Source organism: Mesorhizobium sp. NZP2077 (genome assembly GCF_013170805.1).
GTDB lineage: Bacteria > Pseudomonadota > Alphaproteobacteria > Rhizobiales > Rhizobiaceae > Mesorhizobium.
The window spans coordinates 2758060-2783973 of sequence record NZ_CP051293.1 but is presented as its reverse complement, the minus strand read 5'-3'; the positions used below and the strand labels follow the sequence as shown (position 1 = coordinate 2783973).

The window sequence follows — 25914 nt, the reverse complement described above, 5'->3', positions numbered from 1 at the left end:
GCCGTCGTCGAGGTGAATGGTGTTGCCCGGAAGGATGCGCCTGTTGCTGCCCGGCTCGTGAGCTATCCGGAGCCGGCACTCGATACATGTGATCTGCGCAAGACAGGGATGGTGGGCAGCAGGACGGGCTTTGGCGGTTCGTTGTGCTCGAAACCGATGCTGCGCTGGAGAAGCGGAAGAATGGCCTCCGGCGTCGCCGAAACCATCTGCGGGCACCGAGTTGACGAGTTCATGAAGCCAGCTTCGTGGGTTATGGCGGCCGGCGCGCCTGCCCAGGGACGTTGGTTGAAATCGTCGGATACGAGCATCCGCGCCGTAATCCCCGGACAGAGACCAATGAGGTTTCCGATGTTGTAGGCGCCGCCTGGGCCGGACATTCGATCCGTCAATGCCCTGCGCAAAGCTGGCAGGTGCATCTGTGGGACGATCAAAGAAGATGCTCGATCACGAGCCGAATTTTTGCCTGCAGCCGCGTTCAGCGATTTGTCGATGTTGAGCGTCATCTCGGGTTCCTCCTTAATGACGCCTGCTTTGCGGCCCTCTGCGTGATCCGATCGTGAATTGCGCCACCATGCGGCCGAGCCTTGGCAGTTCACGTTGTCACCCCGGCAGATGACGCTTGGTCGCCTCGTCTTGCGACAGCGACGCCGGCGTGGGTTGGAAAAGGCTTCCGATCGGCGTTCACCGGGATGCGAAGCCAGGAGCAGGCCAATTTTCAGTTCACAGTGAATTCACGCTGGATTGTCCAACACATCGTCACTGCAAGGCTTTCCAGACATCTGTCAGAGCGGGCGGCCGAGCGGTTGACAATGAACCTCAACGCAAACGTAGAAGGAATTCGATCCATGCTCAGCACCTTGACGAAAACACTCGCCGCGGCCTCGACAATTGCCGTTCTGATGATCCCACTGGTGGCACCCAGTACAGCCTACGCCAACAGCACTACCGTGCCGCGCAAATGCATCAACGGCGTTTGCGGCTCGGTGAAATACTATGGCGGCAAGGTGCGCATCTCGCTGTCCAGCAAACTCTCGAGGACCACCCATTTCAATTTCAAGACCAATCCTGGGGATCAGATCGAAGTCGGCAACGGCTATTCGTTCGACAGGGAGCCGGGAGACAGTGGCACCTACAGTGCTCAGGCCTGCGACCGCGGCGGCTTCGGCGCTCGGTCGACCTGCACCAAATGGGCAACCTTCGACTGGAACAGCGGCGCGCAGGAACAAGAAGAGGAACAGTGATCGTTCCCCTTCACCGCAAACCTGTTGCTGATGGCATAGTTTGCCGTGTCAGCGGATTAGGCGACGGTAAACGATGCGTCGGGTTTCCAGAGTTTGCGGCATAACCTGATCTTCCGGTTTCCAATCCGGCGCACCTCGGCGGATCTGGGGTGCGCCCGGGCGGCCGTCGACGAGGCCGAGGCCCGCTACCGCCGCGAGAACATCCAGCCGCCGACGCGGGCCAACCCCTTCCCCGATGCGACAGTCGTCGCCAACGCCCAGGCGCTCGAGCGCCTGGGCCGCGAGGTCGGCGCGCTGGAAGGCCTGATCCGCCACCAGCCGGAAAACGACCGCATGGCCCAGCGCTACCGCCAGGAAGCGGGCACGCTGGCTGCGCTGGCGGAGAAGGATGCGGTGCTGGTCGGCCAGGCGGAGCTGCTGCGGTCGATGCTGGAGGGGGTCGCGGCGGATGCGATGCTGGCCGGCAAGCGCGAGATCGAGGTGGGGATTGCCGCGATCACGGCGACGTTGCGGGAGAGGCAGACGTTTTTGCTGTGAGGTGAGCGATGAAAGCGACAGGCGGCTCGCCAATCCTCCCTTCCGCCGGGGATGAGCCGCCTCCACGAACCACTCGCCGGCTTCGCCAAGGCTTTCGGGCCCACGCACATCGTGTAGTCTGACGGTTTCCTTGGGAACATGACAAGATGAACACCCAGTCCCCGGCCGCCGAGACCCTGCCCTATCTGTCGTCGGCGGTTCTCGATCGCCTGGCGATCTCCACGCCCGACATAGTCGACGAGATCGAACGCCAGATCGTCGGCCAGCGGCGCGGCGAAGTCTGGTGCGCGCCGAAGGCCGCCGTGTGGCCGGGCGACGACCGCTATTTCATGGCCACGCTCGGCGTCGCCTCGGTGCCATCAGTGCTCGCCACCAAGTCGCTGGTGGTGAACCCCCGCAACGCCCAGCGCGGACTGGCCACGATCAATTCGCTGATCACGCTGCTCGATGCCGAGACAGGCCTGCCGCTCGCCCTGGTCGACGGCAATTGGGTGACGGCCAAGCGCACGGCGGGCCTCAGCGCCGTCGCCGCCAGGCGCATGGCCAGCAGCGATGCGTCCTCCGTCGCCTTCATCGGCTGCGGGGTGCAATCGCGTGGCCATTTAGAGGCCTTCGCCAACCTTTTTCCCTTGCGCGAAATCCGCGCCTTCGGTCGCGGCAAGAGCAATCGCGACGCGCTTTGCGAAATGGCACGGTCGCGTGGCCTCGAAGCCATCCGCAGCGACACGGCAAGGGCCGCGCTGGAGGGTGCCGACATCGTGGTGACGACCGTGACCCTGGTGCCCGAACCCGAACCGTTCCTCGACGCCAACTGGCTGAAACCGGGAAGCTTCACCGCCATCACCGACCTCGCACTGCCCTGGCTGCCCGCAACGATGCGCCGCTTCGACCGCATCGTCGTCGACGATCTGGAGCAGGAGAAGCAGATGCCCAAACCGATGGTCGACCCCGCGCTGGTCGCCGGCGACCTGACGGGCCTTGTCTGCGGCGATTTTGCCGGGCGGCAGAGCCCGGACGAGGCCACGGCGTTCGTGTTTCGGGGCATGGCCGTGGGCGACCTCGCAGTGGCCGGGCTGGCGTTTATGCGCGCGCAGGCGGCGGGGGTGGTGTAGGGCAAGGCTGGCGCTGAAGCCCTGATCCGCCACCAGCCGGAAGACGACCGCATGGCCCAGCGCCAGGAAGCGGGCACGCTTGCGGCCTTGGCGGCGAAGGATGCGGTGCTGGTCGGCCAGGCGGAGCTGCTGCGGTCTATGCTGGAAGGTGTGGCTGGCGGGTAAGCGCGAGATCGAGGTGGGGATTGCCGCGATCACGGCGCCGTTGCGGGAGCGGCAGACGTTTTTGCTGTGGGGAATGGTTGTCACGCCCCTATTTATTGGGCCGTCGAGACCCAACGGCAGCGTGCCAAATAGCCACCTCGGTGCATCGCAAAACGCTTCCGCGTGAGCCTCGGCAATTGGCAAGACCGCAAGGTCGGCCTGCGCGGGCAGCCCATAGGTGTCGATCAGAAGTACACAAATAAACTCGAAAAGATGGAAATCTCGAGTACTGACTCCTGAGTCGGACGCTGCATTTTCAAAAATGCCTTTCCAGAAAAACGGATACTAAAGCAGCCATGGCTTGCCAATCTTGATCAAATAATTGACAATATGCATCGTGATTTGATCTTGGACGGGGGCGGCCAAGCATGTCGGGGCGCGAGCACAGATCGGCCACCGTGCTTTTGAGTGGCGGTCTCGATTCATCTGCCTGTGCGTACTTCCTTCAGACCAATGGTTTTGAAGTAAGTGGGCTATTCATTGACCACGGGCAGGCCGCTGCTTCCCGTGAGGCGGCTGCCAGCGCAGCCATAGCGGCGCGACTCTCAATCCAACTAATGTCACATCGGGTGTCAAATGGAGGACGACTAGGTGCTGGCGAGTTAATTGGCCGAAACGCTATGCTGATATTTAACGCTTTATTTCTAACTCGAGGGCAAGAAGATATTATTGCAATCGGAGCTCATGCAGGCGTAACTTATTTTGACTGCACCGAACGGTTTATATTTCAAACCCGAACACTGGTTGAGGAAATTACCGACGGTAAGGTTTCGGTCGCAGCTCCTTTTATTTCTTGGACAAAGAGAGATGTTTTTGATTTTTACCTATCCAGCGGGCTACCGATTGAATTAACTTACAGTTGCGAGACCGGAAGTGATCCCGTGTGCGGTATCTGCGCCTCGTGTTTAGATAGAAAGAAACTGGGATGCTAGCACAGCGTCGCTCTCTAAAGCTTAATGGCAAAGAGATTGAGAGAACACCGCTGTTGATCCCGTCATTCTCAAGCAAAGGCTTTCCAGACGTCCAAAAAATTATCGAGTATAGTTCGGAGATAATTGAAGGATCCACCCTGGTAAGCGCCTACGACCTCCATTACAAAAAAATTAATCCCCCTTTTGATTTTGCGTCACTGATCTTTTTGGACAGTGGTGGCTATGAAGCTTCGAAGGACACGGAATTATCAGACTTCGGCGAGCGGGACCATTTTCCGAAAGAGTGGACCCCTGAGATGCATGAGGCGCAGCTGAAACGATGGCAGCCCAGCGTGCCAAGTGTCATCATAAGCTATGACCACCCTAAGGCGCGGTTGCCAATTGATCAGCAGATCGACCGAGCAAAGAAGATGGCGCCGGGGCGCAGCGATTTGATGCGCGAGATTCTATTAAAACCAGAGACCGAGGCTCAAAACCTCCTTCAAATCGAGAACATCGTCACCGCGGTCCATGGATTGGCCGGGTTCGACGCGATTGGCGTTACTGAAAAGGAGATTGGGAACTCGATTTTGGCTCGGATGCAAAACATTGCAAGGTTGCGGAAGGCGCTCAGCGAGGCTGGGATCAGGGTACCGATACATGTGTTTGGAAGCCTCGACACCGTTACAACGCCTCTCTATTTCTTGGCTGGCGCGGATATTTTTGACGGGTTAACTTGGCTGCGATTTGCTTTTCATGAAGGCCATACCCTTTACAAACAAAACTATGGCGCCTTGAATCTCGGGGTAAAGACCCCGGCTCATGTAATAGATGGCCGATGTTGGAATAATAATTATTATTATATGACCGAACTAGCATTACTTTGGCATTTTTTTGGTTCTGGGAGCGTTTGAGGATTCCCAAGAGCGGTTTTGCGTGATTCATGAGAGGTCGGCTGTTGGAGGGGCCGGCCATGAACAGGGATTGGCAAGTCGATCTGGAGCAGTGGCTTGAGCCGTTCGTCTCGGCGTTGAGGCACAAGACGCGTGCGCGGATGTGTCCGGCCTATATTGCTGGGCTGATTGGCCTTGGGGATCGCAAGAGCATCCAACCGATGGCGGCGCGCGACGCAGGCGTCAACTATGACCAGCTGCACCACTTCATCGCGAGCGGCGTGTGGGATGCTGGGCCGCTGGAGAAGGTGCTACTTGCGGAGGCCGACAGACAAGTTGGCGGGAACGATGCATGGCTGATCGTGGACGACACAGCGCTCCCCAAGAAGGGGCGCCACTCGGTCGGCGTCGCGCCGCAATATGCCTCGGCGCTTGGTAAGAACGCCAACTGCCAGACGCTGGTGTCGCTGACGCTGGCCTCTAGCGAAGTGCCGGTCATGGTGGGACTGCGGCTGTTTCTGCCCGAGAGCTGGACTTCCGATCCCGCCCGGCTCGACCGTGCCGGTGTGCCCGAGGACCATCGTGCCTACAGGACCAAGCCCGAAATCGCGCTGGCCGAGATCGACCGGGCTCGCGCAGCCGGCCTACGCTTTGGCTGCGTGCTCGCCGATGCCGGATATGGCTTGAGCGCCCCCTTCCGGCAGGCGCTCACCGAGCGCGGCCTTACCTGGGCCGTCGGCATCCCGTTCAAGCAGAAGGTCTATCCCGCCGACGTGGCAATGATCTTTCCCGTTGCCGGACGCGGCCGTCCGCGCCAGCGGCATATCCCCGATGTGAAGTCGATGACCGCGAAGGCGATGCTGGAGACAGCCCCATGGCGCGCGGTCAGTTGGCGGCGTGGCACCAAAGGCCGCCTCTCGGCGCGCTTCGCCGCTGTCCGTGTCCGGGTTGCAGATGGCCCACCCCAGCGCATCCGCGACATGGGCGCTCAGCATCTGCCCGGCGAGGAGGTCTGGGTGATCGGCGAGCACCGCTCGACCGGCGAGCGCAAATACTACCTCTCCAACTTGCCCGCCGACACCCCGCTCAAGCAGATCGCAGGCGCCATCAAGGCGCGCTGGGTCTGCGAACAGGCGCATCAGCAGCTCAAGGAGGAACTTGGCCTCGACCACTTCGAAGGGCGCTCATGGACCGGCCTGCACCGGCACGCGCTGATGACGATGATCGCCTACGCCTTCCTGCAATCTCGCCGCCTCAAACAAGCGGGAGGGGGAAAAAAGAATCGTTGGCCCGCCGCCCCAACCGAGCCTACCCGCCGTCAGGCAAGCCATCCTCACCGCGCTAGCGCAGCCGCCCCCAATCCGTTGTCCCCACTGCCGCAGAGCCCTCTCCGCTAACAATCTGCCAAAGTAGTGCTAGGCTCAGGACTCATTGATTGAGCCAGAAGATGACGGTGGCTGCGATGCAGATTGCAGACATGAAGGTGTGCGCACAGCGGTCATAGCGGGTGTGGATGCGCCGCCAATCCTTGAGCCTGCCGAACATATTCTCAATCTTGTGACGCTGGCGATAGAGTGCGATGTCGTGGGGGATCGTCACCTTTCGGTTGACCTTTGACGGGATGCAGGCGGTGATCTTGCGCTCTGCGAGAGCGGCGCGGAACCAGTCGGCGTCATAGCCCCTGTCTGCGAGCAAGGCTTTGGCCCTGGGCAAAGCGTCGATCATGAGGGCAGCGCCTTTGTAGTCGCTCATCTGGCCCTCGCTCAGCAGCATCACCAGCGGTCTGCCTTTGCCGTCGCAGACGGCATGTAGCTTCGAGTTCAGGCCGCCTTTGGTACGTCCGATACGTCGGGGAACATCCCCTTTTTGAGCAGACTTGCTGCAGTCCGGTGGGCTTTCAGGTGGGTCGCATCGATCATCAGATGGTCGGGCTTCCCGCCCTTCGCCGCGAGTGCCGCGAAAATCTTGTTGAACACGCCCAGCCTGCTCCAGCGAATGAAGCGATTGTAGATCGTTTTTGGTGGGCCGTACTCCGCTGGCGCGTCGCGCCACCGCAAGCCGTTCCTGATCACGAAGATGATCCCACTGATGACCCGACGATCATCGACACGAGGCACCCCATGGGACAGCGGAAAATATGGCTCGATGCGGCGCATCTGCGCTTCCGACAACCAGATCAAATCACCCATGGCAGCGTCTCCTTGCGCCGCCATTGAATCAACTGATCAATATCCCCGCAAGCGATTTAATAGGTCCTGAGCCTAGAGTTACAGATGAGGCGATTTTTAAACGGAGGAGATTTCAGCTCGTTTAAATTTCACCGTGAATTATTCCAAGCAGCATCGGAAAGTGTGAAAGAAGCGGTGGGAGATTGAGATGGGAGGCAGTGGTGGTGGCGGGCCTTTCGTACATCGGACACCCGAGAACTTGCGAAACGTTGTGCGAAAATCTGAGGACGAAACGACGGTTGCAGCATTTGGAGCTGAACTGTCTCGAATGCTCGGCGACTTACTAGGCAGCTTTAACAGCCGCGATTTGCATTTGACCAATTCGCGCCTCGACGAAGTCAAGAACGCCTTGCAGGGCGCAACCGAGGCTTCATTCGACCAGCTCTTTGGCGGCTCGGTAGCCAAACATACCTATGTGGATGGTCTAAGCGATATCGATTCTTTGATCTTAATTAATGGTTCAGGCCTTGAGAGGAAAAGCCCGCAAGAGGTCCTGGAGCGGATGGACGATATCATTAGAAATCATCTGGGGAGTCATGCGGCCGTCGATCACGGGAGGATGGCTGTCACCGTGACCTTTCGCGATGGCATGGTAATCCAACTTCTGCCCGCGATAAAAACGGATGACAGTCATCTTCGCGTGCCGTCTTCCAGGCGTGACGACTGGTCCAAAATCAATCCGATAGCCTTTCAAGAAGCATTAACACGTCGGAACCAGGAATGCGGCAGCAAACTTGTCCCGACGATAAAGTTAGCAAAGGCGATAAATGGCCAATTGCCAGAGGGGCAGCGACTTAGCGGTTATCATATTGAAGCTTTAGCAATTGCCGCATTTAAAAATTACAAAGGTGAATTGACCACATCCAAAATGCTCCCCGCTTTTTTTGAACATGCGCGCGAGTTGGTGCTATCCCCGGTCAGGGACAGCACTGGGCAATCCGTACACGTCGATGAGCACCTTGGCCCACCAAACAATGAAACCCGTCTCGCACTTAGCCACGTCTTGGGGCGAATAGCCCGGCGAATGAGAAATGCATCGGCAGCCGGCTCTACCCCTCAATGGCGTGCGATATTCGGGCTTGATCAATGAACTCCAGCAAAGGCTTGAGGGAAGAACTCGAGCGCATAAGGCGTGTCAGCGACATGTTGTGTACCGGCCATGCGAACCTGCGTGATCACTATGCAGGAATGGCGTTCGCATTGGATCTTGCAATTTTAGCATTGACGACTTGGCTAGCAGCCCTAGCCTTCGTAGCGCCCACGATCAACGTCTCTTTGACGCCGTTTGGGATGGATGTCCAAGTTTGGGTGGGACTTCTATCCGTTGGAGCGCTCTTCCTTGCGATCGTCCAATTGAAAACCGACTGGAAGGCCCGTTCCGAGGCCCACAGGCGAACCTTGGACATTTATTCCGAGGTCAAACGGGAAGCAGGATATCTCCTCGCGGCCGACGAGGTGGATGAGGAAACTTGCCGAAGAGTGCTTGCCCGCTATGACACCGCGTCTGCAGCTGGTGTCGAAATACCCGAACGCCTATTTCTTGGGCAAAAGCGCAGACATATGATGAAGGTCGCAGTCAGCAAGCATCTTGACGCCCACCCTGGGGCATCAATCGTTTTGACGCGGGTAAGATTCTGGTTTCGAGACAACTTTGGGCGGGATTGACATATGCCAGATGTTTCAAGGGCATTGCAGTTGTACGCGCGAGCCGTGGAGTATGTCGGATCTGCGGGCTTGCAGCAGGAAGTGGCTTGGCAGCGAAATACTGATGTAATGTCGGTGAACGAGCCTACATTTTTGCGAGAGGCTGCTTGGGTTGTGCTCTGCTCTGGCTTTCGAGAGGCCGTTGTTCGGCGCGTATTCGACAATATCTCACTATGCTTTTGCGACTGGGAGTCTGCCCATGCAATCGTCGATTCGTACCCCTACTGCTATATCTCGGCTCAGGCTGCCTTCCGCAACAAATCTAAGCTTTCAGCAATTGTTCAGATTGCACGTATAGTAGACAGGTTGGGGTTCTGTTCACTAAAAGCGTCCCTAATTTCAGATCCCATATCGACGTTAGGCCGGCTCCCCTACATCGGGCCAGTTACGGTTTGGCATCTTGCAAAAAACCTAGGGATCAACACCCAAAAACCAGATCGCCATCTAGTTCGAATTTCCAGGCAATTCGGATTTAGCGATGCGGAACATTTTTGTGCGACTATCGCTGAGGCTAACGATGAGCCTATCAAGGTTATCGACCTCGTTGTCTGGCGATACTTAGCGGACAATGGTGCTCGAGCTTTTGTTTGAAAACGTCACGATCGTAGGCCTTGATGCCTGCGGGTAGGCCGTTGGTCATGACGGCGTTGCGTATAATCGTCAGTCACAAAGCGACCTGCGTCAGACCCCTCACCCCTCATATCTACCCCCCAGCCAGCCGCGGCAGCAGAAAAATCTCCGCCCCCTCCGGCAGCTCCTTGCTCCACGTATCGCGATAAATCACCCCGTCGATCGCGACCGCAATCCCGCGATCGATCCACGGCTCGAAGCCGGGATACTGTTCAGCCAGTTTCCTGAACAGCTCCCTGATGTCCTTGGCCTCGACCTCGACCTTGCTCTTGCCACCGGCGAGCTGGCCGAGCGCGCCCCAAAGGGTGACTTCGACCATTCGCCTGAGCTCCCTCCCCTAGCCCCGTTCCGCCTCGATCGCCGCCAGGATGCGTGGCGGCGACATCGGGATGTGGGTCATGCGCACGCCCGCCGCGTTCGACACTGCGTTGGCGATCGCCGCCAGCGGCGGCACGATCGAGGTTTCGCCGACGCCGCGCACGCCATAGGGGTGGTTGGGGTTGGGGATTTCCAGGATCTGCGTGTCGATCATCGGCAGGTCGGAGCACACCGGGATGCGGTAGTCGAGGAAGCCGGCGTTCTGCAGCCTGCCGTCCTTGCCGTAAATATACTCCTCGTTGAGCGCCCAGCCGATGCCTTGCGCCGCACCGCCCTGGTACTGGCCCTCGACATAGGTCGGGTGCACCGCCTTGCCGGCATCCTGCACCACCGTGTAGCGGATCACCCTGGTCGAGCCGGTCTCGGGGTCGACCTCGATGTCGCAGATATGGGTGGCGAAGGAGACGCCGGCACCGTCGGCGACGAGCTCGCTGTGGCCGGCGATCGGCCCGCCGGTCTTGCCGGATTGCAGCGCGATCTCCTTCAGCGACAGCTTGCCGAGATTGCCATGCTTGTCGCCCTTGGCGACCGCGTGGCCCTTTTCCCAGACCACGTCGTCAACGTCGATGTCCCACATCTGCGCTGCGCGCTCGCGCAGGATTTTGATCGCGTTGCGGGCGGCCGAGATGGTCGCCATGGAGGAGGAGAAGGTGCCGCGGCTGCCGTCGGTCATGTCGTTATAGCCGAGGGAAGACGTGTCGGCGACGACCGCCTTGAGCTGGGCATAGTCGATGCCGAGTTCCTCCGCCGCCACCAGCGACAGCGAGGCGCGGGAACCGCCCACGTCCACCGTGCCGACGGCGAGCGACACCGAGCCGTCCATGCCGATGTTGAGATCCACGCAGGTCTGGCCGCCGAAGTTGAACCAGAAGCCGCAGGCCATGCCCCTGCCCTGGTTCTTGCCGAGCTTGGCCTTCATGTGCGGATGGTTCTTCACCGCCTCCAGCGTCGGGCCGATGCCGATCGGGCCGTAGACCGGGCCGTAGGACGAGCGTGTGCCTTCCTGCGCGGCATTCTTGATGCGGAAGTCGACCGGATCCATGCCGATCTCCTTGGCGAGCTCGTCGATGGCGCTTTCCACCGCGAAGGCCGCCATTGGCGCCGAGGGCGCGCGATAGGCCGCCGTCTTCGGCCGGTTGACCAGCACTTCGTAGCCGACCGTCTTGACGTTATCGAGCTTGTAGCAGGCGAATGCCGTCATGGCGCCGATCTCGGCCCAGGAGCCGGCATAGGGGCCGGCGCTGTAGCGCAGCGTCGCTTCGGCGGCGGTGATGGTGCCATCCTTGCGGGCGCCGATCTTGACGTCGATCGAGGTGGCGCTGGTCGGGCCGGAGGCGCGGAACACCTCGTCGCGGGTCATCACCAGCTTCACCGGGCGTCCGGCCTTGCGCGACAGGGCAAGCGCCACCGGCTCGGCCCAGACATGGGTCTTGCCACCAAAGCCGCCGCCGATCTCGGACGAGGTGACGCGCAGCTTCGAGGCTTCCATGCCAAGCAGCTGGGCGCAATGCTGGCGGTAGACGAAATGGCCCTGCGTGCAGACCCAGAGGTCGGCGGTACCGTCGGACGAGACGCTCGCCACGCAGGCATGCGGCTCGATATAGCCCTGGTGCGTCTGCTCGGTCTTGAAGGAGCGCTCGACGATGAAGTCGGCGTGGCCAAAGCCCTGGTGGACATCGCCATGGCCGAACTGGCTGCGCTTGGTGACGTTGGAGGGTTTTACCGGCTTTTCCTCGAGGCCCTCGGTGAAGATCGTGTCGTTGATCAGCGGGGCGTGGTGCTCCATCGCCAGGTCGACATCGGTGACATGCGGCAACAGCTCGTAGTCGACCTCGATCAGCTTCAGCGCTTGCCGCGCCGTGCGGGCGTCGACGGCCGCGACCGCGGCCACCGCATGGCCGTCATAGAGCGCCTTGGTGCGCGCCATGCAATTGTCGAGGACGTCGTACATGGCGGCATCGCCGTCGGTGAGGTCAGGCAGGTCTTTCGCCGTGATCACCGCCTTCACGCCGGCAAGCTTTTCGGCCTTCGAGATGTCGATCTTGCGGATGATGGCGTGCGCATGCGGGCTGCGCAGCACGCGGCCGACCAGCTGGCCGGCCATGTTGAAGTCGGCGCCGTAGCGGGCGCGGCCCGTCACCTTGTCGACGCCGTCGGGACGGACGGGGCGTGTGCCGACGGATGTGAATTTACGCCCGGAAAAACGCGGATCGAAATTCATCTTCAGGCTCCCTTCATCACATGTGCCGCGTCCTGGACGGCGCGCACGATCTTGTCATAGCCGGTGCAGCGGCAGAGGTTCCCGGCGAGACCAAAGCGAATCTCCTCCTCGGTCGGGTCGGGGTTTTTCGCCAAGAGGTCCTTGGCCGCGATCAGAAAACCCGGCGTGCAGATGCCGCATTGCAGCGCTGCGTGCTCGAGGAATTTCTGCTGCAGCGTGTGCAGCTGGTCGCCATGCGCCATGCCTTCGACGGTCTCGATGCGCCGGCCTTCGGCCTCGGCGCCCAGCACCAGGCACGAGCAGACCAGCCGGTCGTCGAGGATGATCGAGCAGGCGCCGCAATCGCCGGTGCCGCAGCCTTCCTTGGCGCCGGTCAGCCCGAGGCGGTCGCGCAGCACGTCGAGCAGCGTCTCGTCAGGCTGGCAGAGATATTCTGTTATGTCGCCGTTGATTGTGGTCGAGACTGCTATGCCAGCCATCATTTGCCTCCTGCACGTGCGTAGGCGGTCGTTGCGGCTCTCTTGGCCAGCACACCCGCAACCTTCCTTCTGAAATCGATGGTGCCGCGCTTGTCGTCGATGGGGCGGCAGGCCCCGGCGCAGACTTTTGCCAGCCGCTCGAGGGCGGCTTCGTCGAGCTTCCTGCCGATGAGCGCCTCGGCGGCCTCCTCGACCAGCAGCACGGTGGGGGCCGCCGCACCCAGCGCCACGCGGGCGGCTGTGACGACACCAGCGCCATCGATCGTCAGATTGACGCCGGCGCTGACCACGGCGATGTCCATCTCTGTGCGCGGAATGAACCTGAGATAGGCATCGCCCGAATGCGGCGCGCGTTTGTTGAGCAGGATCGCCTCGATGATCTCGCCTTTGACGAGCGAGGTTTTGCCCGGTGCGACCGGCACTGCCTCCACGGCAATCGTGCGCTTGCCCGAGGGGCCCGCGATCACCGCCCGCGCGCCAGCCGCCACCAATGCCGGCACGCTGTCGGCCGCCGGCGAGGCGTTGCAGAGATTGCCCACGATGGTGCAGCGTCCCTGCACCTGCTTGGAGCCGATCAGCTTGGCTGCCTCGACGACGCCCGGCCATGCCTTCTTCAGGGCAACGTTCTCGCCCAGCACGGCGCAGGGGACAGTGGCACCGATGCTGAAGCCCTCGGCTGTTTCGCGGATCTCGCTGAGACCGGCGATCGACTTGATGTCGATGATCAGGTCGGGTTCGACAAAACCACCCTTCATCCTCACCAGCAGGTCGCTGCCTCCGGCCAGAATGGCTGCTATGCCGGCCGATCCGGCCAATTGGCCAACGGCATCTTCGATTGAAAGCGGACGTATGTAGCGCATCGTCTCCCCTTGGATATGGCAATCTGAGCGACCGTTATAAACAATCGCCTCATAATGGCTATCCGGTTCGTCATTTGCGACGATTGGTCCAGCCGCGGAAAATCGAGTCCCAAAGCGACCTGAACCGCCCTACGCAGTGCATATCGCCCAGAACTGCGCCGCGGTTTTGCGACAACGACACGCACGGAGATAAAACAGCCTTGCGGCGGGGTTCCCGAAAAAATTTGAAACCCTATGTCGGGCGGGTCAAGCCCCGTTCGTCCTTGGGACATCGAACAGGCATCATGAAAGGACAGGATATGCCCGGTACCGTACGTTTGCACCGTGTTGTCACCACCAGCCCGGAAAAGGTCTATCGCGCCTTCGTCGAAGCCGACGCGCTGGCCAAGTGGCTGCCGCCGAACGGCTTCACCTGCACGGTCGATCACCTCGAGGCCAAGGTCGGCGGCACGTTCAAGATGTCGTTCCGCAACTTCACCACCGGCGGCAGCCATGCCTTCGGCGGCGAGTATCTCGAACTCGTTCCCGGCGAGCGCCTGCGTTACACCGACAGGTTCGACGACCCCAATTTATCAGGCGAGATCCAGGTGACCGTGATCCTGAAGAAAGTCTCGGTCGGCACCGAAATCGACATCACCCAGGCCGGCATCCCCGACGTGATCCCGGTCGAGGCCTGCTATCTCGGCTGGCAGGAGTCGCTGAGAAACCTGGCAAAGCTGGTCGAGCCCGAGATCAACCAATAAGCAATCTGGGACAGTGCGCAGCGATATCCGCCGCTGCGCACTGTCCCGGGGTCATGGCTCGCCGAAGCCATGGAAATTGGACTGTGGCGGGTACAGCCGTTTATCGCTAGCAATTCCATATCGATTTCCTACGCAACCGGGCGACCGGGCGTATGGCGAGAAATCCAGTGGAGGCGCAAAGCATGACCCTGACCAATCGCGACATTGTCGAGATCACCGAGTGGCGGCGCAAGCTGCACCAGCAGCCGGAAATCTCTAACGAGGAGGAGAAGACGGCAAAAGAGGTCGTCTCCTTCCTCGCCGACACGGCGCCGGACAGAGTGCTGACCGGCTTGGGCGGGCACGGCGTGGCTGCGGTCTATGACAGCGGCAAGGCCGGACCGACCGTGCTGTTCCGCTCGGAACTCGACGCGCTGCCGATCGAGGAGCTGTCAGGCGTGCCGCATGCCTCGCAGGTGCCGGGCAAGTCGCATATGTGCGGCCATGATGGGCACACCGCGATCCTGGCCGCCCTTGGCCGCCAGCTCGGCCGCGAGCGACCAGCCAGCGGTCGCGTCGTGCTGATGTTCCAGCCGGCGGAAGAAACCGGCAATGGCGCGGCCGGCGTCGTCGCCGATCCGCGCTACGGCGAGATCGCGCCCGACTTCGCCTTCTCTTTGCACAATTTGCCCGGCGTGCCGTTCGGCGAGGTCAGGCTCAAGCCCGGCGTGGTCAATTGCGCCTCGCGCGGCATGCGCATCGTGCTCGAGGGCAAGACCGCGCATTCCTCCATGCCCGAGACCGGCATCTCGCCCATGCCGGCGATCTCAGAGCTGATGCCGGCACTGCCTGCGCTCGGCCGCGCCACCTTCGCCGACGACGATTTCTCCATGGTCACCGTCACCCATGCCGAAATGGGCGAAGCCGTGTTCGGCATCGCGCCCGCGCATGGAGAGGTGTGGGCGACGCTGCGCACCCGCCGCGACGAGCGCATGGCCGACCTCTGCGCCGCCGCCGAAGCCCTGGTCAAGGAGATCGCTGCCCGGCATCGCCTTTCCGCCCGCTGGGATTACCACGAGATCTTCGTCGCCAGCGTCAACGCGCCGGACGCGGTGGAACACCTGCAGCGCGCGCTCGATGAAGAAGGTGTCGTGCACGGGCAAGAAGCCCTGCCGATGCGTGCCTCGGAAGATTTCGGCCTGTTCGGCCATGGTGCGAAGTCGGCGATGTTTTTCCTCGGCGCCGGCGAGCGCCACCCAGCGCTCCACAATCCGGACTATGATTTTCCCGACGATTTGATCCCGATCGGCTCGAAGATCTTCATGCGCACGGCCCGCAATCTGCTGGGGTGAGTCCGTCTGCCAGCAAAGGCCGCCTCAAACCCGAAAACCGCGTCAGCCCACCGATCTGAGGAATGGGCGTTTTTGTACGCCCCGTTTGGCCAGGTAATTCGCCGCGGGAACGGGTCGGCCGACGCGAAAACCCTGGATCTTGTCGATGCCGAACTTGCGCATGAGCGCGATCTGCTCGTCGGTTTCCACGCCCTCGACCAGGATCTGGTGGCCGCGATTGCGCACCAGGGCAATGATGTCCTGTAGCATCGCCATGCCTTTCGGCGTGCCGCAATCGTGTAGGAACGAGCGGTCGATCTTCACCGTATCGAAATCGATCAGGCGCAGCCACGACAGGCCGGCAAAGCCGGTGCCGAAATCGTCGAGCCAGATCTTGATGCCGAGCAGCTTCAGGTCGCTGATGCAGCGCAGGATGTCCGAGTGCATCTCCATTTCGAGGCCTTCGGTGATTTCGAAGGCCAGCCTGTTGCCGGTCACGCCCATCTCGCCCAGAATGGTCGCGACGGAAGTGGCGAAGCCAGGCGTTTTGAGCTGGATCGGCGAGACGTTGACGCTGACGAGACTGACGTGATCGTCCGCCAGCAGCTCGGCACACACCGTCCTTATGGCCCAGCGCCCGAGCTCCAGGATGGCGCCGGTGCGTTCCGCGACGGGAATGAACAGGCTCGGCGGAACCAGGGTGCCGTCTAGCATCTTGAGACGCATCAGCGCCTCTACCGCCTCGACCCGGCCCGATACGACGTCCTGGATGGGCTGGTAGACCAGTGAAACGAGGCCTTGGGCGATCGCGATCTTCAGCAGGGCCGCAAGGTTCTCGCTCTCGTCGCTGCTTTGCGGATCGGTCGGGTCGAACAGCCGGGCACAATTCCGGCCGCTGGCTTTCGCCAGATAAAGGGCGCGATCAGCCTCGTGGATGATCTTCTCCAGCTTGGCACCGGCCTGCGTCCTGGTAAACGCCGCGCCGACACTTGCCGTCACGATCGAGATACCGTCCCGCCGCAGCTCATGCGTAAGCGCCAGGTTCTCCACTGTCCGGCAAATGGCTTCCGCGAGTTCCACGACCTGGTCTTTTTTGTCCATGCGGGCCAGAACGATGAATTCCTCACCGCCATAGCGCCCGATCGAGCCATTATAGTTCTTGATGAGATCGCTAAGGGCATTGGCGACATGGATCAGGCAACGGTCACCTTCCTGGTGGCCGTAGCAGTCGTTGAACTTCTTGAAGAAGTCGACGTCGATGAGGATGGCCGCGAAACCGGTGCCAAGCTTTTGCCAGTCGCTCCAATAGTCGCGCAGCTTCTCGTCGATCGCCCGCCGGTTTTCGAGGCCTGTGAGCGGGTCCGTCCGCGACAGTCTCAGCAAGGCTTTGCCGCGTTCGGTGGCCTCCTTGTGCTGTATCTTGGCTTCCAGGGCGTTCAGGAAGACGTTGTAGCGCTCTTCGTTCAGCTTCCAATTCACATAGGAGGTGAATACGAAACACGAAACGTAGAAAATTCCCAATACAATCTTGTATGTTAGCGTAGACGGCACGAAATAGTTAACGATATACAATACGCACAAGATTATTGCGGAAGTTACGATAGATAAATTGAACCGGAATGTGAAGAAAAGATTGGCACCCATCATAAAAATAGTGCCGAATACCATATAGTAAGACACCGCTTCCTTATCTGAAGCCAAAACCGTCGGACACAACCAACCAACATAGCCAAAGATAATGGCCGCAGCGCAAGTCATGTCCAGCCAGTCTGCTCCGACGCCCCGGCGAAGCTGCACTTCCAAAGTCAACAGCGCGGTCAGTCCGACCGCGAAGCGTGCCGTGATCGCATAGGCCGCCACATCCGGGATCAGCAGCAGATCCGTTGCCGAAAACAAAACATAAATGGCAACGGCTATCCACAGCCCCGGTCTGGCTTCCGTTCTCCGCTTCGCCTGGACCTCTCTCCGATAAAGGATGCGGAGTTCGTCCGGCCCCAACTCCTGGCGCGGGTCGTGCGGCGTCACATCCACCGTATCGGCTAACCTGGATGACAGGCTTTCGTTCGCCACAAATCCCGGCTGAAGGGGATTGCGCGCTCCGAACTCTTTTCCAGCTCCAGCCCCCACGCAGACCGACTCCCTGGGACGCGACACGACTAGCCGCGCAATCAAATGCAATGGCTCCAGACAAGTTTGCGTTAACTCGAAACCGGAATCCGCCCGACGAGATGTCTAATGAGTTGAGATGGTTAGCGGGAAATTAATCATACCGATAGAATGCCTCCGAACTGCCGTTGGCAAAAGGAGCATTCTACGCAATAAGTTAACTGACTGTTAACTATGGAGCGATGCGGTGGAAACTGTCTTTGATGGCAAAAGTCTGATTACTGCCGACATGATCGCCCATAACCTGCGTCGCAAGCCTCAGCATCATGGTGAAGCGTTCGAAACCGCCCGCGCAGAGCTTGCGCTCATCCTCAACGCAACACAGCAGCAAATCGAACAACAAAAGGACCCCGCTGAGATCATTCGTCGTCTGACGTCGTACCTCGGTGCCACGCGTTCCAAGGTTCATCCAGAGGTTTGGCAAGCGTTGATACCGGTGGTGCAGAACCACCCGGTCCTTGAGTACTTCCTCGAGGATCCGCTGACGCACTGGTCCTTCACCAAGCCCAGGGGCTATTCCGGCGACGCGCAGTTGCTCGACTACATATATTGCGATCCGCACGTGGCCGAAAGTGTGGCAAACGCGTCGGAGATCGGCAAGGCGCTCTATCGTCATACCAAGGATGTTCCGTCGTCCGTCGCAGCGCGGGAACGGCGCGATCTCCTGACACGATATGTCGATGAGACCGCAGCCAAGAACGGACCCGAAACCGAAGTCCTGGCGATCGCGGCCGGGCATTTGCGGGAAGCCAATCGTTCCGTCGCCCTCGCCGAGGGCCGTCTTAAGCGCTGGGTGGCGCTCGACCAGGATCCGCAGAGCGTCGGACTGATCGCGCGCGACTTCCAGGGCACCGCGGTCGAGGCAATCGACGGCTCGGTGCGGACCGTGCTGACCAAGGGCCACAAACTCGGCAAGTTCGACCTCATCTATGCCTCAGGCCTCTACGACTACCTCCAGCACAACGTCGCCGTGAAACTCACCAAGACCTGCCTGCAGATGCTGAAGCCGAACGGCACATTCCTGTTTGCGAACTACGCCGAGGGCAGTTCTGGCGCCGGCTATTGGGAAACGTTCATGGACTGGGTGCTGCTGCTGCGCACGGAGGTCGACATGTGGAACATCGTCAACGCCAGCGTCGACCGCAACGCCGTCGAGGCAAAGGTGTTCTTCGGCGAGAACCGCAACGTGCTGTACGCGGTGATCGAGAAGCGCGGGTAGCGGGCGGCGCGCGGATACCCGGCGAGCGACCCAGGTGAATTGTTGACTGTGTTTGGTCCAAAGGTGACGTCCGTCGCCTTTGGGCGAATGGCTGCTTTGCGCCGTTGGGTTCAAGCGTATAGTCGTAACGGCAGCGACACCAGCCGTCGAGGTTGGGCCGACATTAGTTCGGACAATCGCCAACCTCGCCTTCGACAGGAAGGAAGAAGCGGCGCCGTTCGCGCGGTCGCGGCGAATTCGTAACCCTACTCGGCGGCCGCCTCCGATGGCGCCTCGGCCGGCCCCGAAGGCTCCGCCTCGGCATGGGGCTTGCGCCGTGAAAACAGCGACCTGAGCGTAACGTAGAACACCGGCGTCAGGAACAGGCCGACGAAGGTGACGCCGAGCATGCCGGAGAACACCGCGGTGCCGAGCGACTGGCGCATTTCTGCACCCGGGCCTGTTGCGATCATCAGCGGCACGACGCCGAGGATGAACGCGAAGGCGGTCATCAGGATCGGCCGCAGCCTGAGCCGGCAGGCTTCGACGGCAGCCTCGGCGACCGACAGGCCCCGTTCCTGCGCCTGCCGCGCGAATTCGACGATCAGGATCGCGTTCTTGGCGGCAAGCCCGATCAGCACGATGAGGCCGATCTGCACGAGGATGTTGTTGTCCAGCCCTCGCAAAGACACGCCGAGCAACGCCGCGAGCACGCCGAGCGGCACCACCAGCACAATGGCGAACGGCAGCACCCAGCTTTCATATTGCGCCGCCAGCGCCAGGAACACGAACAGCACCGACAGTCCGAAGATATAGACAGCGGCATTGCCGGTATTGCGCTCCTGATAGGCGAGCTCGGTCCATTCATAGGAGGTACCGGCCGGCAGCGTCTTTGCCGTGATCCCCTCCATCAATGCCAGCGCGTCGCCGGTGGAAACGCCGGGCGCGGCGTTGCCCTGCAGCGGCACCGAGACGTACATGTTGTAGCGCTGGACCAGCGCCGGGCCGGTGACGTCGCGAATCTCGATCAACGTGCCGAGCGGAACCAGCGCGCCGGTCGCCGAGCGCACCTTCAGTTTCAAGATGTCGGCGCGATCGAGGCGGAACGCCTGGTCGGCCTGCGCCCGCACCTGGTAGACGCGCCCGAAAGCGTTGAAGTCGTTGACGTAGGCGGTGCCCAAATTGATCGACAGCGTCTCGAAGATGTTGGGGATCGGCACGTTCAGGATGCGCGCCTTGTCGCGATCGATCGCCAGGAAGAATTGCGGGCTCGACGCGGAGAACGTGGTGAACACGCCGGTCAGCCCCGGCGTCTTGTTGGCCTTGCCGGCGATTTCGTAGGCAAGCGCCAGGATCTGCCGCATGTCGGCGCTGTTGCGCTCCTGGATCTGCAGCTTGAAGCCGCCGGCATTGCCGACGCCGCGGATCGGCGGCGGCGGCAGTGCGATAATGAAGGCTTCCTTGATGCTTTGCAGGCTGCCGAACAGATTGCCGATGACCTGGGTCGCCGACTGGCCGGCTTTCAGTCGCTCGTCAAACGGCTTGAACCTGGCGAAGATCACGCCCTGGTTGCTGGCGTTGGTGAAGGTCGCGCCGGAGAAGCCGGCGAAGGCGACTGCGTAGTCGACGCCTGGCGTTTTCTGGATGATCTGCGACGCCTGCTGGATGACCGCATCGGTCCGCGACAGCGAGGCGCCGTCCGGCAACTGGACGACGACGATCGCATAGCCCTGGTCGAGCGACGGAATGAAACCGCGCGGCACTGCCTGCACCATGTAGACCGTGGCGCAGATGAGGGCCGCGAAAACGGTCAGCATGGCGGCGATCGCTATCCACGAGCCGACCAGCACGCGGATGATGCTCGAATACCAATGGGCGACCCTGTCGAAGCCGCGATTGAAGCCGTCGGCGAGCGCCCGTCCGAACCGCGCCACGAAAAAGCGCGGCGGCGCCGCCGCGGCCCGGTGCGGCTTGAACAGCAGTGCGGCCAGCGCCGGCGAAAGCGTCAGCGAATTGAATGCCGAAATCGCCGTCGACACCGCGATGGTGATCGCAAACTGCAGGTAGAACTGCCCGGAAATGCCGGGGACGAAGGCTGTCGGTACGAACACGGCTATCAGCACCAGCGAGATCGCGATGATCGCCGTTCCGACTTCGTTCATGGTCAGGTGCGACGCCGGATTGGGCGCCAGCCCTCCGGCAATATTGCGCTCGACATTTTCGACCACGACGATCGCATCGTCGACGACGATGCCGATCGCCAGCACGAGGCCGAACAGCGTCAGCATGTTGAGTGAGAAGCCGGCGGCGTAAAGCACCGCCAGCGTGCCGATCAGCGACACGGGGATCGCCACGATCGGCACGATCGCCATGCGCCACGATTGCAGGAAGACGATGATGACGATGATGACCAGCAACATCGCCTCTAGGATCGTCTTGTAGACCTCGTGGATCGACTCGGCGACGAACTCGGTTGGATTGTAGACGATGTCGTAGCTCAACCCCTTCGGGAAGTCGCGGGAAAGCTCCTTCATCTTGTCCTGGATCTCGGCTGCTGCGGCGAGCGCATTGGTGCCCGGCCGCTGGAAGATGGCGAGCGCCACAGCCGGTTTGCCGTTGAGATAGGAGTTGGTGACGTAATCCTTGGCGCCGAGTTCGATGCGCGCCACGTCCTGCAGCGAGATCAGTCGGCCGTCGTCGGTCGATTTGACGATCACGTATCGGAAGTCGCGTGCGTCGTTGAAGCGGCCTTGCGTGGTGACCGTGTACTGGAACGCCGTGCCGGTGTTGGTCGGCGGCGCGCCGATCGAGCCGCCCGACACCTGGACGTTCTGGTCGCGCAGCGCCTGCACCACATCGCCCGAGGTCATCCCCAGAGCGGACAGTTTTTCCGGATCGAGCCAGATGCGCAGCGAATATTCGCGTTCGCCGAAGATGATGAGGTCGCCGACGCCGTCTAACCTGAGCAGTATGTCGCGCACCCGCGAGCGGGCGTAGTTCGAGACGTAGAGCTGGTCGTAGGTATTGTCGGGCGACAGCATGTGCACGACCATCATCAGGTCGGGCGAGCTCTTGGTGGTGGTGATGCCGAGGCGGCGGACTTCTTCGGGCAGGCGCGGCTCGGCGACCGACACGCGGTTCTGCACTAGCACCTGCGCCTGGTCGAGATTGGTGCCCAGCTTGAAGGTGACGGTCAGCGCCATCGCCCCGTCGCCCGACGAATAGGACGACATGTAGAGCATGCCCTCGACGCCGTTGATCTCCTGCTCGATCGGCGTTGCCACCGTCGCTGCGACCGTCTCGGCGTCGGCGCCCGGATACTGCGCGCGAATGACGATGGTCGGCGGCGCGATCTCCGGATATTGCGCGACCGGCAACTGGGTATAAGCAATCCCGCCGAGGATCAGCAGGACGATCGAAACGACCGATGCGAAGATCGGACGGTCGACGAAGAAATGTGCGAACCTCATTGCGGCAACCCGGCGGTCTCGGCCTTGGGCGGCAACGTCACCATCTCGACCTTCACCTTGGTGCCGGGCCTGGCGTGCATCAGCCCGTTGACGATGATCGTCTCGTTGCCGGTCAGGCCCCCGCGGATCACCCGGTAGCCGTCGAGAAGCGGGCCGGTGCGCACGGGCTTCGCCGACACCATCCCGGCCTCATCCACCAGGAACACGATGCGGCGATCCTGATCGGCGCCGATCGCCTCGTCGGGCACCAGCACGCCGCTATGCGGCAGCGACCCCGGCACGTTGATGCGCCCGAACATGCCTGGCTGGAGAATGCCGTCGGCGTTGGGAAACCTTGCACGCACCCGCATGGTGCCGGTCGCGTTGTCGATCCGGTTCTCGGCAAAATCGAGCTTGCCTTTGAATACCGCCTCCGCGCGGTCGGCGACGCGAACCACCACATCGAGCCCGCCGGCGCCTTCCTGCATGCTGCCGCCACGCGCCTTTGCGTCGCGGGCGTAGCTGAAATACAGGCGCTCATCGACGTCGAAATAGAAGTCGATCGGATCGCGCGTAACGATGGTCGTCAGCAAGGTGGAATCCGGCTGCACGAGGTTGCCGACCGACACCAGCCGGCGATCGATGCGGCCGGACAAGGGCGCCTTGATCTCGGTGAATTCCATGTTCAGGCTGGCCGTCGTCAGCGCTGCCGTCGCGCCCTGCATCTGCGCCTGCGCCGAAAGGTATTCCCGCCGGCGGTCGTCGACCGTCGCGGTTGAGATATTGCCGGTCTTGGCGAGTTCGTCGGCGCGATCCAGCTGCATCTTGGAGAATTCGAGCAGACTCTTGGCGACGTCCACTTGCGACTTGGCGGCATCATAAGCCGCCTGGTACGGACGCTGGTCGATGGTGAAGAGCAGGTCGCCCTTGTTGACCAGTGCGCCGTCCTGGAAGCTGACCTTGTCCAGATAGCCGCTGACGCGCGAACGGATGGCGACCTGATCGACGGCTTCGAAGCGCCCGACGAACTCGTCGTCTTCGACGATTTCACGGACCACCGGCTTGGCCGCCGTCACCACCGGTAGCTGCTGGTCCTGCGCAAACGCAGTGCTGCTGAAAGCCATGCCGAGCAGGAATGCCGCCGACACGGCGGCGCGGGCAAGCCAGCCGGCCGATCGACAGGGTCGCCCGCCCGCGTCGCGATGCAACTGCCCATTCGCTGGGGTGTCCATCTGCGTCCTCGCTCGCTGGACCCGGAGGTCGGTTGATCCGCTTCTACGCTCAGGCTTTTTTCGTCGAGATCCGAGCACTGCAGTGTTGTGCACGGCGACATGATCATTTTCCATATAGGCTGAAATGTCCATCCTGTGGCTACCTCGCCAGCGGGCTAGGGTTAGTCGCAATTTAAAGATTCAGGATTCCTTTGACACACACCGTCAAGCCAAACTCGCCACGCTCGTCACCCGCCTTCAGCCACACCCCTGATGACCGATTGGTAGGAGCGTATCACGGCTGAACGCGTCAAGAGGCAGGTGCTGGCGCAAGGCGGCCGACGCGTCGCCGCAGTTGTTTTCCGGCAACGGCAAGCGACGTCGTTGCGGCCAGGGTAATGATCCGGCACCACGATCCGCGCCAGATCAAACACCGGGTACCTCACGGAGGCGCCTAGGATAGGCGCTGCCGGCGAAGGCTGCGACTTGACCTCCAGCACGTCGATGCCGTTGGCCGGCGCCACCATCTCGTCGTCGCGCACGGCAATCGGCACCAACCCGTAGCCAGCCCGTAGCGCGAGCGCATCAAGATGCGGACGCCACCCGGATGGATTGCCGCTCGAAAATCCGGGCGCTGCGCACTGACGCTCCCATCGGTATCGCGGAGCCGCGAATCTATGCTAAGCCGCCGCCCAATCAATCAACCAAAGGACGACAGCTGTGAGCGAACTGACCGTGGCCGAGGCGACCGAGAATATCTATGCCTCGCTCCGAGCGGACAATGCCGACCTCGACGCCCATATCGCGGCGCTTAAGGCAGCGCTGACACGAGAGGGGATAAAACAGGCGGTGTTCGATCCGACCAAGTTGGCGCAGGGCAACCGCTCGGGCCGCAAGTTGATGCAGGCTTATTTTCGCCAGCGCGGCGTGAGCGTGAGTTTTTCGGAGTAGCCCCGCGCGGGCGGTCTAGCGCACCCCCTTTGGGAGGCCGTCCGGTGTTTTGCCTACTGGGAGCCGGGACTCCGCCGCAAATCCTGCTGCTGCACGAGTTGAGTCACTCGCTCGACAGTGGATATCGCGAGATGCAGCGGCGATAAGGCTGAGCTAATCCATGCATGAGCAGTGGTCCGACGAGGCAATAACAGACCACATCCGCGAGCACGCCAAGACCGTCTATCACCCCTGCGGCACCTGCCGGATGGGCAGCGATGACGACGCCGTGGTCGATCCTCGACTGCGCGTGCGCGGCGTCCCACGCCTGCGCATTTGCGATGCCTCGATCATGCCTAGGCTCAAAAGCGGCAACACCAACGCCGCGGTGATCATGGTCGCCGATCGCTGCGCCGATTTCATTCTGGCCGGTTAGCCAGGCTTCTCAGCCCTTGGCGTTCGCCGCCTGTGCCGGCACGTTGAGCAGCCTGCTGTCCGTGGTACAGGTCCTGGTGCTATGCCTGCTCGCGCAGCGCATCATCGTCGATGCGCTGCGCCTGGGCGAAAAGCAGAAGGCGAAAAAAGCAGGGACCATGAGCACAGTCATCGTTGTCGGCCATGTCAACTACGACCAGGTCTGGTCGCTGTCCTCGCCCCTCGCCTCGGGCGCGCGCATCGTCTATTCCAACCGCAGCGTCAGGATCGGCGGCGGCGGCTTTCACACCGGCACCCAGCTGGCGAGGCTCGGCAACCGTGTCCGGCTCGTCGGCAATCTGATGGACGACGACCATGGCCGGGCAGCGCTCGCCAAATTGCAGGCGAGCGGCATCGATACCGGCTACGTCACCCTATGGGCCGGCGAAACCCGGTTCACCGAAATCCTGCTGGAACCGAACGGCGAGCGCACCATTTTGAACCCCGGCGGCCAGATGCGCCCGCCCTACGCCGCGCCCGAACCAGTCACCGGCGATGCCGCCTACCTCAATGCCCTGGTGCTCGATGCCGGCCTCGTCACCTCGCTGAAGACCATTCCTCTGGTGATCTCGCAATTTCCGCTGCGCAGCGCCTCGCCGCGCCCGGCCGACATCGTCATCGGATCGCGCGCCGACTTTCCCGGCGAGGACACGCCTGCGATCTGGGAGCGAGCGACAGCCATCGCCGGGCCTCGCCTGAAGACACTGGTGCTGACCGACGGAATGCGCCCGATCTCGCTCTATGACGGCAAGGTGCTGAACCACGTCACGCCGTTGAAGCAGGTTTCCGTGCCCGACACGATCGGCGCCGGCGACTGTTTCACCGGGGTCTTCCTGCACGGCCTGCTGCGGGGGCTCAGCCTTGAGCTTTCTGCCGAACAGGCCAGCCAGCAAACCGCCGAATGGCTGTCGGAACGATCGCGTAGCGACTGAGGCGAGCGCTCAAGAGCAATTCCAGGAAAAGTGTGAACGGTTTTCCGTCCGGAATTGCGTCAAAACAAAGAGTTGGAGCGGTTCGCCGTTTCCATGAAACGGT

23 protein-coding genes are annotated in these 25914 nt (G+C 61.4%); 14 read left to right on the top strand and 9 right to left on the bottom strand.

The features are described 5' to 3' along the window. Nucleotides 1–62: 62 nt before the first annotated feature. On the bottom strand, nucleotides 63–503 hold the full coding sequence (locus HGP13_RS13625; RefSeq protein ID WP_172226005.1) for a hypothetical protein: 441 nt from the start codon (nucleotides 501–503) through the stop codon (nucleotides 63–65). An 81-nt stretch (nucleotides 504–584) separates the two neighbouring features. Here HGP13_RS13625 and HGP13_RS13620 point away from each other — a divergent pair, with 81 nt between their 5' ends. The 6 genes from HGP13_RS13620 to HGP13_RS13595 all read left to right on the top strand — a co-directional run bounded on the left by HGP13_RS13620 (nucleotide 585) and on the right by HGP13_RS13595 (nucleotide 6295). Beyond that, entirely contained in the window at nucleotides 585–1241 is a 657-nt protein-coding gene (locus tag HGP13_RS13620; protein ID WP_172226002.1) for a hypothetical protein, read from the top strand. Nucleotides 1242–1334: 93 nt separating this feature from the next. Then, on the top strand, nucleotides 1335–1778 hold the full coding sequence (locus tag HGP13_RS13615) for a hypothetical protein (protein WP_172225998.1): 444 nt from the start codon (nucleotides 1335–1337) through the stop codon (nucleotides 1776–1778). A 146-nt stretch (nucleotides 1779–1924) separates the two neighbouring features. After that, the gene (locus HGP13_RS13610; RefSeq protein ID WP_172225994.1) at nucleotides 1925–2890 is read left to right on the top strand and encodes an ornithine cyclodeaminase family protein; all 966 of its coding nucleotides are present in this window, start codon (nucleotides 1925–1927) and stop codon (nucleotides 2888–2890) included. Between the two features lie 572 nt (nucleotides 2891–3462). Next, nucleotides 3463–4026, top strand: coding sequence for a 7-cyano-7-deazaguanine synthase (locus HGP13_RS13605; protein WP_172225991.1), 564 nt, complete (start codon nucleotides 3463–3465; stop codon nucleotides 4024–4026). Next, nucleotides 4020–4919 (top strand): hypothetical protein, encoded by a 900-nt coding sequence (locus tag HGP13_RS13600; RefSeq protein ID WP_210266360.1) that lies wholly within the window; start codon nucleotides 4020–4022, stop codon nucleotides 4917–4919. Before HGP13_RS13605 ends, HGP13_RS13600 begins: the two co-directional genes overlap by 7 nt. Before the next feature lie 59 nt (nucleotides 4920–4978). Next, a complete protein-coding gene (locus tag HGP13_RS13595; protein WP_172221580.1) occupies nucleotides 4979–6295 on the top strand; it encodes an IS701 family transposase in 1317 nt (438 codons plus the stop codon). Nucleotides 6296–6326: 31 nt separating this feature from the next. Here HGP13_RS13595 and HGP13_RS13590 read toward each other — a convergent pair. Then, nucleotides 6327–7087 (bottom strand): IS5 family transposase gene (locus HGP13_RS13590; RefSeq protein WP_172225988.1). Its coding sequence is split into 2 segments (ribosomal slippage): nucleotides 6327–6754 and nucleotides 6754–7087, totalling 762 coding nucleotides; the frame shifts between segments, so codons are not numbered across the junction. Nucleotides 7088–7274: 187 nt separating this feature from the next. Between HGP13_RS13590 and HGP13_RS13585 the strand changes: the two genes are divergently transcribed. After that, a complete protein-coding gene (locus HGP13_RS13585) occupies nucleotides 7275–8216 on the top strand; it encodes a CBASS oligonucleotide cyclase (RefSeq protein WP_172225983.1) in 942 nt (313 codons plus the stop codon). Further along, nucleotides 8213–8791 carry a hypothetical protein gene (locus HGP13_RS13580; RefSeq protein WP_172225980.1) on the top strand — a complete coding sequence of 193 codons (579 nt, stop codon included), beginning with the start codon at nucleotides 8213–8215 and terminating at the stop codon, nucleotides 8789–8791. Before HGP13_RS13585 ends, HGP13_RS13580 begins: the two co-directional genes overlap by 4 nt. 742 nt (nucleotides 8792–9533) lie before the next feature. Here HGP13_RS13580 and HGP13_RS13575 read toward each other — a convergent pair. The 4 genes from HGP13_RS13575 to HGP13_RS13560 are packed head-to-tail and all read right to left on the bottom strand — an operon-like array spanning nucleotide 9534 to nucleotide 13398. Continuing rightward, nucleotides 9534–9779 (bottom strand): MoaD/ThiS family protein, encoded by a 246-nt coding sequence (locus tag HGP13_RS13575; protein WP_172225977.1) that lies wholly within the window; start codon nucleotides 9777–9779, stop codon nucleotides 9534–9536. Between the two features lie 18 nt (nucleotides 9780–9797). After that, complete coding sequence (locus HGP13_RS13570; protein ID WP_172225975.1) at nucleotides 9798–12059, bottom strand: xanthine dehydrogenase family protein molybdopterin-binding subunit; 2262 nt, start codon at nucleotides 12057–12059, stop codon at nucleotides 9798–9800. A 2-nt stretch (nucleotides 12060–12061) separates the two neighbouring features. Continuing rightward, nucleotides 12062–12538, bottom strand: coding sequence for a (2Fe-2S)-binding protein (locus HGP13_RS13565; RefSeq protein WP_172225972.1), 477 nt, complete (start codon nucleotides 12536–12538; stop codon nucleotides 12062–12064). Continuing rightward, nucleotides 12538–13398, bottom strand: a complete 861-nt coding sequence (locus tag HGP13_RS13560; protein WP_172225969.1) for a xanthine dehydrogenase family protein subunit M — start codon at nucleotides 13396–13398, stop codon at nucleotides 12538–12540. Before HGP13_RS13560 ends, HGP13_RS13565 begins: the two co-directional genes overlap by 1 nt. A gap of 299 nt (nucleotides 13399–13697) precedes the next feature. Here HGP13_RS13560 and HGP13_RS13555 point away from each other — a divergent pair, with 299 nt between their 5' ends. Beyond that, nucleotides 13698–14141, top strand: a complete 444-nt coding sequence (locus HGP13_RS13555; RefSeq protein ID WP_172225966.1) for an SRPBCC family protein — start codon at nucleotides 13698–13700, stop codon at nucleotides 14139–14141. Between the two features lie 182 nt (nucleotides 14142–14323). After that, nucleotides 14324–15472, top strand: a complete 1149-nt coding sequence (locus HGP13_RS13550) for an amidohydrolase (RefSeq protein WP_172225963.1) — start codon at nucleotides 14324–14326, stop codon at nucleotides 15470–15472. Nucleotides 15473–15514: 42 nt separating this feature from the next. On the opposite strand, the gene HGP13_RS13545 is transcribed toward HGP13_RS13550, so the two are convergent. Beyond that, nucleotides 15515–17482 (bottom strand): EAL domain-containing protein, encoded by a 1968-nt coding sequence (locus tag HGP13_RS13545; protein WP_246707451.1) that lies wholly within the window; start codon nucleotides 17480–17482, stop codon nucleotides 15515–15517. 364 nt (nucleotides 17483–17846) lie between these two features. Here HGP13_RS13545 and HGP13_RS13540 point away from each other — a divergent pair, with 364 nt between their 5' ends. Further along, nucleotides 17847–18836: a class I SAM-dependent methyltransferase gene (locus HGP13_RS13540; RefSeq protein ID WP_246707450.1), complete on the top strand. Its 990-nt coding sequence runs from the start codon at nucleotides 17847–17849 to the stop codon at nucleotides 18834–18836. 245 nt (nucleotides 18837–19081) lie between these two features. Here HGP13_RS13540 and HGP13_RS13535 read toward each other — a convergent pair whose 3' ends face one another. Then, nucleotides 19082–22285 carry a multidrug efflux RND transporter permease subunit gene (locus HGP13_RS13535; RefSeq protein WP_172225957.1) on the bottom strand — a complete coding sequence of 1068 codons (3204 nt, stop codon included), beginning with the start codon at nucleotides 22283–22285 and terminating at the stop codon, nucleotides 19082–19084. Continuing rightward, a complete protein-coding gene (locus tag HGP13_RS13530) occupies nucleotides 22282–23388 on the bottom strand; it encodes an efflux RND transporter periplasmic adaptor subunit (protein ID WP_172234693.1) in 1107 nt (368 codons plus the stop codon). Before HGP13_RS13530 ends, HGP13_RS13535 begins: the two co-directional genes overlap by 4 nt. 807 nt (nucleotides 23389–24195) lie before the next feature. On the opposite strand from HGP13_RS13530, the gene HGP13_RS13525 reads away from it, so the two are divergent. The 3 genes from HGP13_RS13525 (at nucleotide 24196) to HGP13_RS13515 (ending at nucleotide 25811) form a co-directional block, all read left to right on the top strand. Further along, complete coding sequence (locus tag HGP13_RS13525; protein WP_172225954.1) at nucleotides 24196–24426, top strand: hypothetical protein; 231 nt, start codon at nucleotides 24196–24198, stop codon at nucleotides 24424–24426. Nucleotides 24427–24586: 160 nt separating this feature from the next. Continuing rightward, entirely contained in the window at nucleotides 24587–24841 is a 255-nt protein-coding gene (locus tag HGP13_RS13520) for a GMC oxidoreductase (protein ID WP_348647136.1), read from the top strand. A gap of 16 nt (nucleotides 24842–24857) precedes the next feature. Then, nucleotides 24858–25811: a PfkB family carbohydrate kinase gene (locus HGP13_RS13515; protein ID WP_246707355.1), complete on the top strand. Its 954-nt coding sequence runs from the start codon at nucleotides 24858–24860 to the stop codon at nucleotides 25809–25811. The last annotated feature ends 103 nt before the right edge of the window (nucleotides 25812–25914 follow it).